This window comes from Kitasatospora sp. Xyl93 (assembly GCF_055383135.1).
Window position 1 is genome coordinate 2,739,706 of record NZ_AP029185.1, and the last position, 14,402, is coordinate 2,754,107.

The 14,402-nt window shown below is 74.1% G+C and carries 15 protein-coding genes; 2 read left to right on the forward strand and 13 right to left on the reverse strand.

Annotated elements, in window-relative coordinates:
- Positions 1-265 precede the first annotated feature (265 nt).
- From ACZ5GH_RS12100 to ACZ5GH_RS12125, 6 genes are all read right to left on the reverse strand, one after another.
- The gene (locus ACZ5GH_RS12100; RefSeq protein WP_387749248.1) at positions 266-916 is read right to left on the reverse strand and encodes a histidine phosphatase family protein; all 651 of its coding nucleotides are present in this window, start codon (positions 914-916) and stop codon (positions 266-268) included.
- Positions 913-1,371 carry a ribosome silencing factor gene (gene rsfS / locus ACZ5GH_RS12105; RefSeq protein ID WP_387748248.1) on the reverse strand — a complete coding sequence of 153 codons (459 nt, stop codon included), beginning with the start codon at positions 1,369-1,371 and terminating at the stop codon, positions 913-915. The genes ACZ5GH_RS12100 and rsfS overlap by 4 nt, the downstream gene beginning before the upstream one ends.
- Positions 1,372-1,527: 156 nt before the next feature.
- Positions 1,528-3,384, reverse strand: a complete 1,857-nt coding sequence (locus ACZ5GH_RS12110; RefSeq protein WP_464334247.1) for an LCP family protein — start codon at positions 3,382-3,384, stop codon at positions 1,528-1,530.
- 14 nt (positions 3,385-3,398) lie between these two features.
- On the reverse strand, positions 3,399-4,031 hold the full coding sequence (nadD, locus tag ACZ5GH_RS12115; RefSeq protein WP_049658574.1) for a nicotinate-nucleotide adenylyltransferase: 633 nt from the start codon (positions 4,029-4,031) through the stop codon (positions 3,399-3,401).
- A gap of 124 nt (positions 4,032-4,155) precedes the next feature.
- Positions 4,156-4,311 (reverse strand): hypothetical protein, encoded by a 156-nt coding sequence (locus tag ACZ5GH_RS12120; protein ID WP_387748244.1) that lies wholly within the window; start codon positions 4,309-4,311, stop codon positions 4,156-4,158.
- Positions 4,312-4,499: 188 nt separating this feature from the next.
- Complete coding sequence (locus ACZ5GH_RS12125) at positions 4,500-4,646, reverse strand: hypothetical protein (protein WP_387748242.1); 147 nt, start codon at positions 4,644-4,646, stop codon at positions 4,500-4,502.
- Positions 4,647-4,974: 328 nt separating this feature from the next.
- Here ACZ5GH_RS12125 and ACZ5GH_RS12130 point away from each other — a divergent pair, with 328 nt between their 5' ends.
- A complete protein-coding gene (locus ACZ5GH_RS12130) occupies positions 4,975-6,060 on the forward strand; it encodes a M48 family metallopeptidase (protein WP_464334248.1) in 1,086 nt (361 codons plus the stop codon).
- 81 nt (positions 6,061-6,141) lie between these two features.
- Here the strand turns inward: ACZ5GH_RS12130 and ACZ5GH_RS12135 are convergent, their stop codons facing one another.
- The 5 genes from ACZ5GH_RS12135 to proB all read right to left on the reverse strand — a co-directional run bounded on the left by ACZ5GH_RS12135 (position 6,142) and on the right by proB (position 11,329).
- The gene (locus tag ACZ5GH_RS12135; RefSeq protein WP_464334249.1) at positions 6,142-7,203 is read right to left on the reverse strand and encodes an SCO2583 family membrane protein; all 1,062 of its coding nucleotides are present in this window, start codon (positions 7,201-7,203) and stop codon (positions 6,142-6,144) included.
- 101 nt (positions 7,204-7,304) lie between these two features.
- A complete protein-coding gene (locus ACZ5GH_RS12140; RefSeq protein WP_387748236.1) occupies positions 7,305-7,892 on the reverse strand; it encodes an SCO2584 family spore wall biosynthesis protein in 588 nt (195 codons plus the stop codon).
- A gap of 100 nt (positions 7,893-7,992) precedes the next feature.
- Positions 7,993-9,315 (reverse strand): glutamate-5-semialdehyde dehydrogenase, encoded by a 1,323-nt coding sequence (locus ACZ5GH_RS12145; protein WP_387748234.1) that lies wholly within the window; start codon positions 9,313-9,315, stop codon positions 7,993-7,995.
- Between the two features lie 178 nt (positions 9,316-9,493).
- Positions 9,494-10,018, reverse strand: a complete 525-nt coding sequence (locus tag ACZ5GH_RS12150) for a hypothetical protein (RefSeq protein ID WP_387748232.1) — start codon at positions 10,016-10,018, stop codon at positions 9,494-9,496.
- A gap of 174 nt (positions 10,019-10,192) precedes the next feature.
- Entirely contained in the window at positions 10,193-11,329 is a 1,137-nt protein-coding gene (gene proB, locus ACZ5GH_RS12155; protein ID WP_387748230.1) for a glutamate 5-kinase, read from the reverse strand.
- A gap of 315 nt (positions 11,330-11,644) precedes the next feature.
- Here proB and ACZ5GH_RS12160 point away from each other — a divergent pair, with 315 nt between their 5' ends.
- A complete protein-coding gene (locus ACZ5GH_RS12160) occupies positions 11,645-12,415 on the forward strand; it encodes a hypothetical protein (RefSeq protein ID WP_464334250.1) in 771 nt (256 codons plus the stop codon).
- A gap of 85 nt (positions 12,416-12,500) precedes the next feature.
- Here ACZ5GH_RS12160 and obgE read toward each other — a convergent pair whose 3' ends face one another.
- Positions 12,501-13,982: a GTPase ObgE gene (gene obgE / locus ACZ5GH_RS12165; RefSeq protein WP_464334251.1), complete on the reverse strand. Its 1,482-nt coding sequence runs from the start codon at positions 13,980-13,982 to the stop codon at positions 12,501-12,503.
- A 158-nt stretch (positions 13,983-14,140) separates the two neighbouring features.
- Positions 14,141-14,398, reverse strand: coding sequence for a 50S ribosomal protein L27 (gene rpmA, locus ACZ5GH_RS12170; RefSeq protein WP_030058248.1), 258 nt, complete (start codon positions 14,396-14,398; stop codon positions 14,141-14,143).
- Between the last annotated feature and the right edge of the window lie 4 nt (positions 14,399-14,402).

Sequence of the window (14,402 nt, forward strand, 5' to 3'; positions counted from 1 at the left end):
GATCTCCCGCTTCCCTTCCGGGCCGCGTTCCTTCCCTGCGAACGAGGAAGACTCTAGCTGGTCAGGGCCGGAACTGCGAAATCCGCTCCCCCCGGCCCCGGTCGACGGCCCCGCCGAGCCCCGGCCGACGGCCCCGCCGAGCGCCCGCCGAGCGCTCCTTCGAGCGCCCCGGGAGGCCCGCCGGACCGGCGCCGGGACCGGCCCCGGAGTCATCCCCCGGTGCCGCCCGGGAGCCTTCACCCGGTGCCGCCCGCGCCGGGACCGCTCAGGTGTCGTCGCCGATGACCGGCTGCGGGAGCGTGCCCGCGTTGTGCTCCAGCAGGCGCCAGCCGCGCGCCCCCAGGCCGAGCACCGACCAGCAGCAGTTGGACAGCCCGCCGAAGCGCTCCCACTGGGGCGGTTCCAGGTCGAGCAGCCGCCCGAGCATGGTGCGGATCGTCCCGCCGTGGCTGACCACCACCAGCGTGCCGTTCTCCGGGAGCTTGCCTACGGCCTCCAGGACCACCGGCACCGAGCGGTCGGCGACCTCGGTGGCCAGCTCGCCGCCACCGCCGCGCCGGACCGGCTCGCCGGCCGACCAGGCCTCGTACTCCTCCGGGAAGCGCTCCCGGATCTCGGCGTTGGTCAGGCCCTGCCAGGAGCCCGCGAAGGTCTCCCGCAGTCCCTCGTGGTGCTGCACGTCCAGCCCGGTGACCGCGGCCAGCTCCGCGGCGGTGCGCCGGGCGCGCTGGAGGTCCGAGGAGATCAGCAGGTCGGGACGGAGGCCGGAGAGCAGCCGGGCCGCCCGCTGGGCCTGCAGGACACCCTGGCCGGTCAGCTCGATGTCCGTGGTGCCCTGGAAACGCGATTCGAGGTTCCAGGCGGTCTGGCCGTGCCGCCAGAAGACGATGCGCGGGCCGCGCGCACCCCGGCTCAGTGCAGGTCCTCGGGCTTGCCGAAGTCGTCGGCGGGGGCGAGGGCGTTGCCGGCCTCGTCGGTGTGGGCGTCCGGACGGTTGCGCGAGGCCAGGGCGTCCTCGGGCAGCGGCAGCTCGGGGCAGTCCTTCCAGAGCCGGTCCAGCGAGTAGAAGGAGCGCTCCTCGGAGTGCTGGACGTGCACGACGATGTCCAGGTAGTCGAGCAGGATCCAGCGGCCCTCGCGCTCGCCCTCGCGGCGCACCGGCTTGATGTCCAGCTGCTCGCGCAGCTGGTCCTCGATCTCCTCGGCGATCGAGCGGACCTGGCGGTCGTTGTTCGCGGAGGCGATCAGGAAGGCGTCGGTGATCGACAGCACCTCGCTGACGTCGAAGGCGATGATGTTGTGCGCGAGCTTGTCGGCCGCCGCCTGCGCGGCGACGGTGATGAGCTGCTGGCTGTGGTCGGTGACGGTCACGGTGTTCTTCCGGCTCGGCGGCTTGGGGCGCCCCGGCGCGCGGCCGGGGTCGCCTTCCAGGATCTCACGCCGCCCGGGCGGGCCCGGAACCGTTTTCCGCGCCCGCCCGGGCCACCGCTCCGGGGCTCCCGGGCCGCGCGGGCCCGGGCCACCGCCCTACTGGGCCTTCGGCGGCTGGTAGTCCTTGCCCAGCACGACCAGCAGGTCCGCGTTCTGGGTGTCCCCGGTGACCTTCTTCACCGCCGTGTCCGGCAGGCCGAGGCTGGTCGCCAGCGACTTCGCCGCGCCCTGCCGGGCGTCGTCGGTGTAGCGGATCTCACTGGTGGGCTGGGGCGCGGCCTTGGCTCCGCCCGGGATGAAGGTCAGACCGGAGTTGACGATCTGGACCTGCGCGGCGGCCGCCGCGGCGTCGCTGCCGCTGGCGTCCTGGACCGCGACCCGGGCCGGGGCGTCCCCGGCGGCCGCGGACTTCACGGTGCCGCCCAGCACGTCCTTGACCTGCTTGCCCGCGGTCGCCTCGTCCAGGCTGCCGTCCGGCTTGACGGTCAGCGCGGTGGTGCCGAAGTGGCCGTCCTTCGCCTGCTGGGCGAGCTGGACGAGCACCCCGGCGAGGGCGTCCTCGGGCAGCGAGGGGTCGAGCACCGCGTTCATCCGGTGCACGTCGTCCTTGGCGTCCTTGAACTCGGTCGGCATGGTGCGCACCACCGCGTCCATGACCTGCCCGAACCGGGCCAGCTGGGCGTCCCGGTTCTCGCCGGGGTTCTGCAGGGTGGCGTACGCGACCGCGGCCTTCCCGCTGAGCAGGGTGTTCTTCCCGGCCGCGGACAGCAGCTTGCCGTCCGGCCTGCCGCCCTCGTGGGTCTCGGCGTTGGTGTCCACCCGGACGCCGCCGAGCTGGGAGACCAGCAGTTCCAGGTACGGGGTGTCCAGCCGCCAGGTGCCGGCCACCGGGGCGCCGAGCACGGTGGACAGGCCCTCCCGGGTCGCCGAGGCGCCGATGCCGTCCATGGACTGGCCGACCGTGGTGACCGGCGGGTCGCCCGGCCCGGGCAGCCGCAGGTTGTCGGGCAGCAGCAGCACCGTGCCCTTCTTCCCGGAGGCGTCGTTGACCAGCAGCGCGCTGGACACCTTGCCCTGGAGGTCGCGCAGGTGGACGACGTTGACCTGGCGCCCGCCGGCGGCGGCGGCCGCGGTCGGCTTGTCACCGGTCAGGAAGAGGTAGCCGCCGACGCCGCCGGCCGCGAGCGCCACCACCACACCGAGGCCGATCAGCCGGTTGCGCAGCTTGCGGCGGCGCTCGGCGCGCACCTCGCTGCGCGACTCGGCGAACTTCAGCCAGTCGATGACGTCCTCGGTCTCCTCCGCCTCCTCGTCGACGAAGGTGAACTCGCCCGTGGTGTAGCTGTCCTTGGGTGCCTTGCTCCCGGCCTTCCCGGCCCGCGCCCCGGCGACCTGCTCGGACGGCGGCTCGGCCTTGGCCGGCGCCGGCTCCGCGGCGGGCCGGGGCACCCGCGGCCGCGCCGGCGCGGCGGCAGCGGCACCGGCAGCGGCGGCCGGTGCCGGGGACGACGCCGGCGCCTGCGGCTCGGCGGCGACCGGTTCGGCGGCCTGGTACGGCTGCTGCTGGTACCCGTCGTACCCCTGGTAGCCCTGCTGCTGGTAGCCGTACGGGTCCTGCCCGTACACCGGCTGCCCGTACTGGTCGTACTGCTGCTCGTACGGCTGCTGCTCGTACGACTGCGGCTGCTGGAACTGCCCGGCCTGGCCGCCCTGGCCACCCTGCTGGTACCCGTCGTACCCCTGGTAGCCCTGCTGCTGGTAGCCGTACGGGTCCTGCCCGTACACCGGCTGCCCGTACTGGTCGTACTGCTGCTCGTACGGCTGCTGCTCGTACGACTGCGGCTGCGGCTGCGATTGCTGCTGCTGCGGCTGTTGCTCGTAGCCCTGGTACGGCTGCTGGTACTGCCCGGTGGACCAGTCCTCCGGCCGCCGGCCGTCGTTGCGATCAGTCATGCACCGCTCCTGGATCAGTCCCCGCGCGGCGCGTACAGCGCCCGCTTGTCGATGTAGCGGACCACGCCGTCCGGGACGAGGTACCAGACCGGCTCGCCCTTGGCGACCCGGTTGCGGCAGTCCGTGGAGGAGATGGCCAGCGCCGGGACCTCCACCAGGGAGACCCCGCCCACCGGGAGCCCGGCGTCCGACAGAGTGTGCCCCGGGCGGGTGCATCCGATGAAGTGGGCCAGCGAGAAGAGTTCGTCGGAGTCGCGCCAGGACAGGATCTGGGCGAGCGCGTCGGCGCCGGTGATGAAGAACAGGTCGGCGTCCGGGTGCAGCGCGTGCAGGTCGCGCAGGGTGTCGACGGTGTACGTCGGGCCCTCGCGGTCGATGTCGATCCGGCTGACCGAGAACTGCGGGTTCTCGGCGGTGGCGATGACCGTCATCAGGTAGCGGTCCTCGGCCGGGGTGACGTGCCGGTCGCTCTTCTGCCACGGCTGCCCGGTCGGCACGAAGATCACTTCGTCCAGGTGGAACGCGCTCGCGACCTCACTGGCGGCGACGAGGTGGCCGTGGTGGATCGGGTCGAAGGTGCCGCCCATCACGCCGAGGCGCTTCTTCACCGGTTCCGGTCCGCCGGGATTCCCGGCCTGCTCTCCCATGCCGCCACACCTTACGCGACGCCCGTTACGGTGCGGGAACGGCCGGGTGAGGGTTCTCACCCCATGCGTGAGGGAGCGGCCGGCCCGGTGGCCGGACGCTCCCCGAGCGGCCCCAGGAGCAGGTTCAGCGGTCCCGGTTGAAGCGGGTGGTGATGTAGAGCAGGACCAGCAGGATGACCAGCGCGGCGCCACCGGTCAGGGCCGGGTTCAGGCTGTCGTGGTTGCCCCCCTCGCCCTCGGCGAGAAGGTTCAGAACGGGGAGTGCGGCAGCAGTGCTCATGGTCGGCGGGACCTTCTCGGCTCGGTGAACGGACCTGGGGGTTTGTTCCGGGCCGGTGAGGGCCCACCCGTCATCGTACGGGGGGTCACACGGCAACCGCTCGGCGGCCCACCGCCGCTGACCGGGCGTGAGCGCGAGCCGGCCGGAGCACCGGGACCGGGCCGGGGACGGCCGCGGAGGGGCCGGTCCTAGTTGTTCTTGAACGCGCGGGCCATGAGCCAGACCAGCAGCCCGATCCCCACGAAGGACGCGACCACGATGATCCGCAGGAACAGGCCCGGGCCGGCCTCCTCGGAGATGGGCGCGGCCAGGCTGACAAGGGTGTCGGTGGACATCTGCGGGGGCTCCTCGAACTGCTCGGTACCGCGGCCGGGTCCGGTCTCGGTCGTCCAGTCCTCAGGTTAGACCGGCCTCACACCGGCGCCACCCACCGGCCCCGACGGCCCGCCCGTCGGGGCCACCCGCACCGCCCGCCGCCCCACCGGCACCACCCGCCGCCGCCCGCCGCCCGCCGCCCACCGCCCGCACGGCGGACCGCGCGTACGCTGACCCCGGGGACGAGTACGCAACCACGCGCGTTGCAAAGACAGTCGTTGCAGGCGAAGACCAACGGGGGGCGGGCCAGCGGGCCGCGGCCGCCGTCGACCAGGAGGTACTCAGACCATGACCGACACGACCGCGAAGAGCCCGAGCCGCCGCCGCGAGCGCTTCCCCGGGATCTCCACCCGGGCCTGGGAGCACCCGGCGGACCGCTCGGCCCTGGTGGCGCTGCGCAAGCTGACCGGCTTCGACGACATCCTGAAGAAGCTGGCCGGCCTGGTGTCCGAGCGGGCGATCCGGCTGATGTTCCTGGCCACCGCCGTGAAGACCTCCGAGCGCCAGTTCCCGGAGCTGCACGAGATGGTGCGCGACGCCGCCTACGTGCTCGACCTGGAGAAGGTCCCCGACCTGTACGTCTCCCAGGACCCGGCGGTCAACGCGTACTGCATCGGCATCGACACCCCGATCATCGTGGTCACCAGCGGCCTGGTCGAGCTGCTCGACGAGGAGGAGCTGCGCTCCGTGATCGGCCACGAGGTCGGCCACGCGATGTCCGGCCACGCCGTCTACCGGACGATGCTGATGATCCTCACCAACATCGCCGCCCGGATCGCCTGGGTGCCGCTCGGCAACCTGGCGATCACCGCGATCATCACCGCGCTCAAGGAGTGGTTCCGCAAGGCGGAGCTGTCCAGCGACCGGGCCGGCCTGCTCGCCGGGCAGGACCTCCAGGCGTCCATGCGGGCCCTGATGAAGCTGGCCGGCGGCCACAACCTGGCCGAGATGAACGTCGACGCCTTCCTGGAGCAGGCCGAGGAGTACGAGAAGGCCGGCGACCTGCGCGACGGCGTGCTCAAGGTGCTCCAGCTGCTGCCGCAGACCCACCCCTTCGCGGTGGTCCGGGTCGCCCAGCTGAAGAAGTGGGCGGAGAGCGACGACTACCGCTCGATCATGGCCGGTGCCTACCCGCGCCGCTCGGACGACCCGGACGCCTCGGTCGGCGAGCAGTGGAAGGCCGCCGCCGAGCACTACACGACCTCGGTCAAGGAGAGCAAGGACCCGCTGATGGGCCTGCTCCGGGACGTCGCCGGCGGCGCCGCGACCGTCGGCGGCAAGCTCCGCGACACCTTCACCGGCGGCGCCGGCCGCAACGGCTCCTCCGGCGGCAGCTCCACGGGCAGCGGCTCCGCGGACCGCGACGGCAGCTGACCCCACCGGGACCGCGACGGCGGCCGGTGTCCCGCCCGGGGCACCGGCCGCCGCGCCGTTCCACCGCCCGGGCGGGTGCGCTCAGCCGCCCGCCAGCACCCCGCACACCTGCCAGCCCGGCCGGGCGTGGTCGGCGGGGTCGACCGGCGCCGGCGGCGCGACCACGGTGCCCTGCTCGGTGGCCAGCACCGGCTGGAGGAAGCCCGCCATCGAGGTGCCGCAGGGCTGCGGCCCGGCCTGCACCACCGAGTCCACCAGCCGCAGCTGCGCCGAGGCCAGGTCAACCCGGTCGAACTGGAAGGTCAGCTGCCGCCGCACGGTCTCCAGGGTGACCGGCGCTCCGGCCGGGGCCCCGGCCGGCTTCAGCGCGTAGACGAAGGTGTGGTCGGTGGTGATCCGCAGGGTCCCGCCGTCCGCCTCGTCGATCAGCATCGCGCCGGCCACCCTCACGGTGTTCGACGCCAGCGCGACCTTCGCCGGGTCGAAGCGCACCATCCAGCCGGTCGCCGCGTGGTGCCGGTCGTCCACGGGCTGCGCCACGCTCGCGTCGAACTCCGCCAGCTCACCGGGCGTCACGAAGGCCCGTACGTCGGCGGTGGCGCCCTGGACCAGCACGGTCGGGGACATCGAGGACGCGACCAGGTAGCGCTGGACGGTGTCGAGCGCCTTGGTCACCTCGACCCGGCTGAAGTGCCCGGTGGGGGCCCCGGTCGGGGTGTTCAGCCCGAGCGCGCCGTCCCCGTACCCGGCCGGCAGGGCGGCGAACGGGTTCGCCGGGTCGGCGACCGGGTGGACGGCCGAAGCCGGGCTCAACGCGACCAGACTGACGGTCAGTTGACTGCCCTCGGGCCGTGCCGCGGTCCCCTTCGGGGAGCTCACCCCGAAGTACACCGCGGTCCCGAAGGCGAGCAGGATCAGCAGCAGCAGGATCAGCGCCTGGCGCGGGACGGTGCCCAGCGGGCCGAGCCGCACCCGCGGCCGGGTGGCCTTGCCGAAGGAGCCCGCCAGCCGCTCCCGGGCGGACAGCTCCTGGATGCGGGCAGCCCGCACGAACGATTCGTCGAAGACGACGGACCGGAATTCGTCCTCGTTGCCGGAACCGCCCTCGGGCGTACCCTCAGGAGGTTCTCGCGGGTCACCCACACCACCAGGGTAGGCGGACACCAGCGCCGCCACGAGGGTCCGGGCGCACTTTCCCGGGAACGCTCCGTGACCACCGCCCCGGGCGTGCGCCCCGGAGCGCCCTAGCCGGCGGGTGCGGTGACCACCAGCGGCGGCTCGGCCGGGGCCTGCCCCGGGTCGACCCCGGCGCTGCTGCTGCCGGACTCGGGGCGCCGGGGCGTGCCGGCGGAGCCGCCCACGCCCTGGTAGACCGCCGCGACCGCGACCGCCACCAGGCTCACACCCATGATCACCGCGAGCACCCAGGCCACCGGCCGGTGCCAGCGCTGCTGGGCCACGTAGCGGCCGTGGGCGCGCACCGGGTCGTAGCCGCGTCGCCACCGCCGCCGGACCCTGCGGTCGGCCGCCCGGCCCGGCCCCGACCAGGGATCGGGGTAGAGGTGGTCCGCGTCGAGCCCGCTCGGGTACGGGCGCAGCTCCAGCGGGAGCCCGTCCCCGGCCGCCGGAACGTCATAGCCCCAGCCCGGGCCCGCGGTGTCCGGCTCGAACCGGGCCTCGGCGGCGGCGAGTTGCCGTTCCTTGGCGGTCGGCTCGTGCACGGCGGCGGACCGGACGAAGGCCTCATCGAAGACCACGGTGGCGAACTCGTCGTCCGCACCACCGTGGTCGGCGCCGTCGGGGTACGGAGAGCCCCCCACATCCTCAGCCACGGATTCAGCGTATTACCGGCCGGACGATTTGTCTGTGGCTCCCGGCAGTTGGTCCGTCACACGTGTGACGGCCGCCCCTCACGCGCCCCTCACCCGGCGTTCAGCGGGCGTCCGCGTCGCCGCCCACGGTCTGCGTCGCCTCGCCCCGGACGTGCCCGTCACCAGTGACGATGTACTTGGTGCTGGTCAGCTCGGGCAGGCCCATCGGGCCGCGGGCGTGCAGCTTCTGGGTGGAGATGCCGATCTCCGCGCCGAAGCCGAACTCACCGCCGTCGGTGAAGCGGGTGGAGGCGTTGACGGCCACCGTGGTGGAGTCCACCAGCCGGGTGAAGCGGCGGGCGGCGGCCTGCGAGGTGGTGACGATCGCCTCGGTGTGGCCGGAGGACCAGCGGCGGATGTGCTCGACGGCGGCGTCCAGCGAGGGCACCACGGCGGCGGCCAGGTCCAGCGAGAGGTACTCGGCGCCCCAGTCCTCCTCGGTGGCCGGCACCACGGTGGCCGGGCCGCCCTCGGCGGCCTTCAGCACCGCCTCGTCGCCGTGCACGGTGACCCCGGCCTCGGCGAGCGCCGCCAGCGCGAGCGGCAGGAAGGCCTCCGCGACGTCCTGGTGGACCAGCAGCGTCTCGGCCGCGTTGCAGACGCTGACCCGCTGCGCCTTGGAGTTCAGCAGGATCCCGACGGCCATCGCCAGGTCGGTCTCGGCGTCCACGTAGACGTGGCAGTTGCCGGTGCCGGTCTCGATCACCGGGACGGTCGAGCCCTCGACCACGGTACGGATCAGCGAGGCGCCGCCGCGCGGGATCAGCACGTCCACGTGGCCGCGGGCGCGCATCAGCTCCCGCACCGAGTCCCGGCTCTCCCCCGGCACCAGCTGCACCGCGTCGGCGGGCAGCCCGGCCGCGGCGACGGCGTCGCGCACCACGGCGACCAGGGCGGTGTTGGAGCGGTAGGCGGAGGCGGAGCCGCGCAGCAGCACCGCGTTGCCGGACTTGAGGCAGAGCGCGGCGGCGTCGGCGGTGACGTTCGGACGGGCCTCGTAGATGATGCCGACCACGCCGAGCGGCACCCGGACCTGCCGCACGTCCAGGCCGTTGGGCAGGGTGTAGCCGCGCACCACCTCGCCGACCGGGTCGGGCAGGCCGGCCACGTCGCGCACGTCGGAGGCGATCGCGGCGATCCGCTCGTCGGTCAGGGTCAGCCGGTCGATCACCGACTCCGGGGTGCCGGCCGCCCGGGCCCGCTCCACGTCCTCGGCGTTGGCCGCGACGATCTCGGCACCGCGGGCCACCAGCGCGTCCGCGACCGCCAGCAGCGCGGCGTCCTTCGCCGCGCGCGGCAGCGGGGCGAGCACGGCGGCGGCCTCCCGGGCTCGGCGCGCTACGGCGAGGACGGGGCTGTCGGCGGTGGCGAGGTCGCTGGTCATGCCGCCAAGGGTAGCGACTTCACCGGCCCCGCCCGGGCGGTATTTCGCCCGGTGAGACGCCACCGCGACGATCCGGCCGGACGGGGCCGCCCGTCCCGGCGAAGCGTCCGGCCGGACGGGGCCGCCCGTCCCGGCGGAGCGTCCGGCCCGACGGGGCTGCCCGACCCGTCGGGCCGGCTCAGTACGGGTGCACGCCGCCCGGGTGCGGCGGTGGATCGCCGAAGCCCTCCGCCACCCGCTTGCGGTACGTCGCCCGGTCGACCACCTCCAGCCCGACGATCTCCCAGGGCGGCAGGTTCGCGGTGACCTTGTGCTCGCCCCACAGCCGCAGCGCGATGGCCGCCGCGTCGTGCAGGTCGCGGGCCTGCTCCCAGTAGCGGATCTCGGCGTGGTCGGCCGCGTAACGGGCGGTCAGGAAGAACGAGTGGTCGTGCGCCAGCTGCTCCAGCGAGGCCCGCAGCGACGGCAGCGGGGTGACCTGCCCGGCCACGCTGAGCACCACGTGCCACAGCCGCGCCTGCTCGGGCACGGTCGGCGGCTGGGCCGCCCGGTCACGGTCGGGCCGCAGCCTGCGCACCCCGCCGGGCTTCTGCGACGGCGGACCGGCCGGCTCGGCGGGGCCGTCCCCGCGTCCGCCGTCGATGCTGGTCAGCCGCCGGCCCGCCGTCCCTGCGGTCAGCGCTGCCTCGCGCCTGCGTTCCACCGGCGGCCTCCTGTTCGGCGATGTCGTGTCGTCCCCACCGGCCCCGTCGGCGCCCTGCCGACGGGTACGGCTGCGCCCCTCCTCGCCCGTGGCCGGGCCGCTCCCGGTACGGAGCGGCCCGCCGTCCGCGCTGCGCCGATCGGCCGGGCGGCCGGTGCCGGCCCGCCGGGCCGGTCAGCCGCGCAGAACGACCAGGTCGTCGCGGTGGACGACCTCGCGCTCGTACGCGGCGCCGAACTCCTGGGCCAGGTCGCGGGTGGACCGGCCGAGCAGGCGGGGCAACTCCCTCGCATCAAAGTTGACCAGTCCGCGCGCCACGATGTGGCCGTTTTCGGCAAGAAGGTCCACCGGATCACCCGCGGCGAACTCCCCGTCGACCCTGGTGACCCCGGCGGGCAGCAGCGAGGCGCCGCCGGAGACGACCGCCCGGACGGCGCCCTCGTCCAGGTGCAGCGTCCCGCGCGGGCTGCTCGCGTGGGCCAGCCAGAGCATCCGGTCGGAGGTCCGGCTGCCGGTGCGCAGGAAGAGGGTGCCGGTGGGCCGGCCGGCCAGCGCGTCGGCGGCCTGGCTGGCGGCGGTGAGCACCACCGGGATGCCCGCGCCGGTGGCGATCCGGGCCGCCTCGACCTTGGTGACCATGCCGCCGGTGCCGACCCCGGCCTTGCCGGCGCTGCCGATCTCGATGCCGTCGAGGTCCTGCGGTCCGCGCACCTCGGCGATCCGGCTGGTGCCGGGGCGGGACGGGTCGCCGTCGTACAGGCCGTCCACGTCGGAGAGCAGCACCAGCAGGTCGGCGCGGACCAGGTGGGCGACCAGGGCGGCGAGCCGGTCGTTGTCACCGAACTTGATTTCGGCGGTGGCGACGGTGTCGTTCTCGTTGACGATCGGCATCGCGCCCATCGCCAGCAGCTGGTCCAGGGTGCGGTAGGCGTTGCGGTAGTGGGCGCGCCGGCTGGCGTCCTCGGCGGTGAGCAGCACCTGGCCGACCCGGATGCCGTACCGGGCGAAGGAGGCGGTGTAGCGGGCGACCAGCAGGCCCTGGCCGACGCTGGCGGCGGCCTGCTGGCGGGCCAGGTCCTTGGGCCGCCGGTCCAGGCCGAGTGGGGCGAGCCCGGCGGCGATGGCGCCGGAGGAGACGAGCACGACCTCCGGTGCCTCGGGGCGGGCGCGCAGCTTGGCGAGCGCGTCCACCAGGGCGTCGACGCGGTCGGCGTCCAGGCCGCCGGCCGCCGTGGTCAGGGAGGAGGAGCCGACCTTGACGACGATCCGCCGCGCGGTCAGCACCTCCTCGCGCAGGGAGTCCTCGCTCATCTCGCTGTACGCCCTTCCGGTGTGGTGCGGGTGCGACGGGGCCCGGGCCCGGCCGTCACCCCCGAAATCTACGCGATCCGCGCAGGTCGCCCGCAGGGTGTTTCACCGGCTGGACCCGGGCCGGTCACGGCCTCGCCACAGCCCGTCCGGCAATCCGGATGACTGGTATGGTCCCTGACCGCAAGCCAGATCGGGGGACGGCTTCTTGCCCGCTGGACCCATGTCGTCATCGACCCTTCCTGTCACGACGGGCGGCGCCGCACTGGGCAAAGGCCGGCAACGGCCGCGGCCGCGCGCCCAGGAGAAAAGCGCATCATGCGTTCGTACACCACCAAGCTGACCGTCGCCGCGCTCGCGGCGGCCACCGCCCTGTCGCTCGCCGCCTGCGGGCCGGAGAACGCGGACACCCCGGCCGGTACCGGCGGCGCCACCGGCGCGGCCCCGGCCCAGACCGGAGCGACCCCGGGGGCCACCGCCGGGGGTGCGGCCGCGGGCGGCGCGGCCGGCGGTTCCACCGCGGCGCCGTCGGGCGCGGCGAGCGGCGGTGCGACGCCCGGCGGCGCCGCGGGCGGTGCCGGCACGGCCGGGGCCGCGGGCGGCGGGGCCGGAGCCGGGGCGGGGGCCGTCCCGGCGGCCGCCACCAGCGTGAAGATCGGCCAGAGCGCCACCGTGGACTTCGCCGACAAGACCGCCAAGGTCGCCACCAAGCTGGAGATCACCGTCACCGGCGTCGAGGTCGGCTCGATCCAGGAGCTCACCGCCGCCAAGGTCAACACCGTCGGCCTGGACGGCCGCACCCCGGTGTACGTCAGCTACACCATCAAGAACGTCGGGGACGCCAGCCTCTCCTTCACCGCCCCGGACTCGAAGTTCGTCCTCTTCGACAGCTCCGGCAAGAAGGGGCTCAACGTCATGTCCGCCGCCAACCCGCTGCCCAAGTGCACCAGCGCGAAGGTCCAGGGCGTGACCAAGGGTGCCGAGACCAAGGGCTGCACCATCATCTCCATCGCCGGGAACACCCCGGCCGCGGTCGGCTACACCGACCTGGCCGACCCGCTGAAGCTCCAGGCCTCCTGGACCAAGTGACGCCGCGTCGACGCGCAGCACGCCGAACGGCCCCCGCCACCTCGACAGGTGGCGGGGGCCGTTCGGCGTGCGGAGCTCGGCAGGCTCAGTGGTCCTCGTCGTCGTCGCCCTCGATGGCGGCCTGGCGGCCGCTGGAGAGCGCCTCGAAGGCGAGGAACTCGGCCTCGGCCGCGTCCCGGCCCTTCTGCTTCTCGCGGCGGCGGTCGACCGCCGGGCGGGGGGACTCGAAGCGGTGGTCCTCACCGCGGCGGCCGAGCATCTCGGCGCCGGCGGCCATGGTCGGCTCCCAGTCGAAGACGACGGCGTTCTCGTCCGGGCCGATGATGACGGTGTCGCCCTCGTGCGCCCCGACCTTCCACAGCTTGTCCTCGACGCCGAGGCGGGCCAGCCGGTCCGCGAGGTAGCCGACGGCCTCGTCGTTGCTGAAGTCGGTCTGGCGGACCCAGCGCTCCGGCTTGACGCCGCGGATGCGGTAGGCGCCGTCCTCCTCGGTGATGGTGAAGCCGGCGTCGTCGACGGCCTTGGGGCGCAGCACGATCCGGGTCGACTCCTCGACCGGCTTGGCGGCGCGCGCCTCGGCGACGATCCCGGCCATCGCGAAGCTCAGCTCGCGCAGGCCCTTGCGGGAGGCGGCGGAGACCTCGAACACCCGGTAGCCGCGCTCCTCCAGGGAGGCGCGGGTCAGGTCGGCGATGTCCTGGCCGTCCGGGACGTCCACCTTGTTGAGCGCGACCAGGCGCGGGCGGTCGTCCAGGCCGCCGTACTCGGCGAGTTCGGCCTCGATGGTCTCCAGGTCGGTCAGCGGGTCGCGGCCGGGCTCCAGGGTGGCGCAGTCCAGCACGTGCACCAGCACCGAACAGCGCTCGACGTGCCGCAGGAACTCCAGGCCCAGACCGCGGCCCTGGCTGGCGCCCGGGATCAGACCGGGCACGTCGGCGACGGTGTAGACGGTGTCGCCCGCGGTGACCACCCCGAGGTTGGGGATCAGGGTGGTGAACGGGTAGTCCGCGATCTTCGGCTTGGCGGCGGAGAGCACCGAGATCAGCGAGGACTTGCCGGCGCTCGGGTAGCCCACCAGGGCCACGTCGGCGACGGACTTGAGCTCCATCACGATGTCTCGGGCCTCGCCGGGCTCGCCGAGCAGCGCGAAGCCGGGCGCCTTGCGGCGGGCCGAGGCCAGCGCGGCGTTGCCGAGGCCGCCGCGGCCGCCCTGGGCGGCGACGAAGCTGGTGCCGTGCCCGACCAGGTCGGCCAGCACGTTGCCCTGGCGGTCCAGCACCACGGTGCCGTCCGGCACCAGCAGGACGAGGTCCTCGCCGTCCGCACCGGTGCGGTTGCCGCCCGCGCCCGGCTTGCCGTTGGTGGCCTTGCGCTTGGGCGAGTGGTGGTACTCGAGCAGGGTGGTGACCTGCGAGTCCACGGTGAGGATGACGCTGCCGCCCTCACCGCCGTTGCCGCCGTCCGGGCCGCCGAGCGGCTTGAACTTCTCGCGGTGCACGGAGGCGCAGCCGTGGCCCCCGCTACCCGCGGCGACGTGAAGTTCGACGCGGTCCACGAAGGTGGTCATGGGTGTGCCTCCAGTGCGCGAGAGTCTGCTTGCTACCTGCGTAAAGCGCGAAGGGTGGACCGGAGAATTCCGGCCCACCCTTCACTGTGGGTCTTCTCAGACCCGGTGAGTCCGTCCGGACCCGGCGGGTCCGTTCAGACTCGGGAGTCCGCGGGGACTCAGGCCTCGACGGCCACGATGTTGACGACCTTGCGGCCGCGACGGTTGCCGAACTGCACCGCACCGGCGGTCAGCGCGAACAGGGTGTCGTCGCCACCGCGACCGACACCGGCACCCGGGTGGAAGTGGGTGCCGCGCTGGCGGACGAGGATCTCGCCGGCGGAGACGACCTGGCCACCGAAGCGCTTCACGCCGAGGCGCTGGGCGTTCGAGTCACGGCCGTTACGAGTAGAGCTTGCGCCCTTCTTGTGTGCCATTTTT

What these genes read in the sequence shown, in the direction of transcription:
- ACZ5GH_RS12110 (WP_464334247.1), bottom strand. Translation starts at nt 3,384, where the DNA reads ATGACTGATCGCAACGACGGCCGGCGGCCGGAGGACTGGTCCACCGGG.
- nadD (WP_049658574.1), bottom strand. Translation starts at nt 4,031, where the DNA reads ATGGGAGAGCAGGCCGGGAATCCCGGCGGACCGGAACCGGTGAAGAAG.
- ACZ5GH_RS12120 (WP_387748244.1), bottom strand. Translation starts at nt 4,311, where the DNA reads ATGAGCACTGCTGCCGCACTCCCCGTTCTGAACCTTCTCGCCGAGGGC.
- ACZ5GH_RS12125 (WP_387748242.1), bottom strand. Translation starts at nt 4,646, where the DNA reads ATGTCCACCGACACCCTTGTCAGCCTGGCCGCGCCCATCTCCGAGGAG.
- ACZ5GH_RS12130 (WP_464334248.1), top strand. Translation starts at nt 4,975, where the DNA reads ATGACCGACACGACCGCGAAGAGCCCGAGCCGCCGCCGCGAGCGCTTC.
- ACZ5GH_RS12145 (WP_387748234.1), bottom strand. Translation starts at nt 9,315, where the DNA reads ATGACCAGCGACCTCGCCACCGCCGACAGCCCCGTCCTCGCCGTAGCG.
- proB (WP_387748230.1), bottom strand. Translation starts at nt 11,329, where the DNA reads ATGAGCGAGGACTCCCTGCGCGAGGAGGTGCTGACCGCGCGGCGGATC.
- ACZ5GH_RS12160 (WP_464334250.1), top strand. Translation starts at nt 11,645, where the DNA reads ATGCGTTCGTACACCACCAAGCTGACCGTCGCCGCGCTCGCGGCGGCC.
- obgE (WP_464334251.1), bottom strand. Translation starts at nt 13,982, where the DNA reads ATGACCACCTTCGTGGACCGCGTCGAACTTCACGTCGCCGCGGGTAGC.
- rpmA (WP_030058248.1), bottom strand. Translation starts at nt 14,398, where the DNA reads ATGGCACACAAGAAGGGCGCAAGCTCTACTCGTAACGGCCGTGACTCG.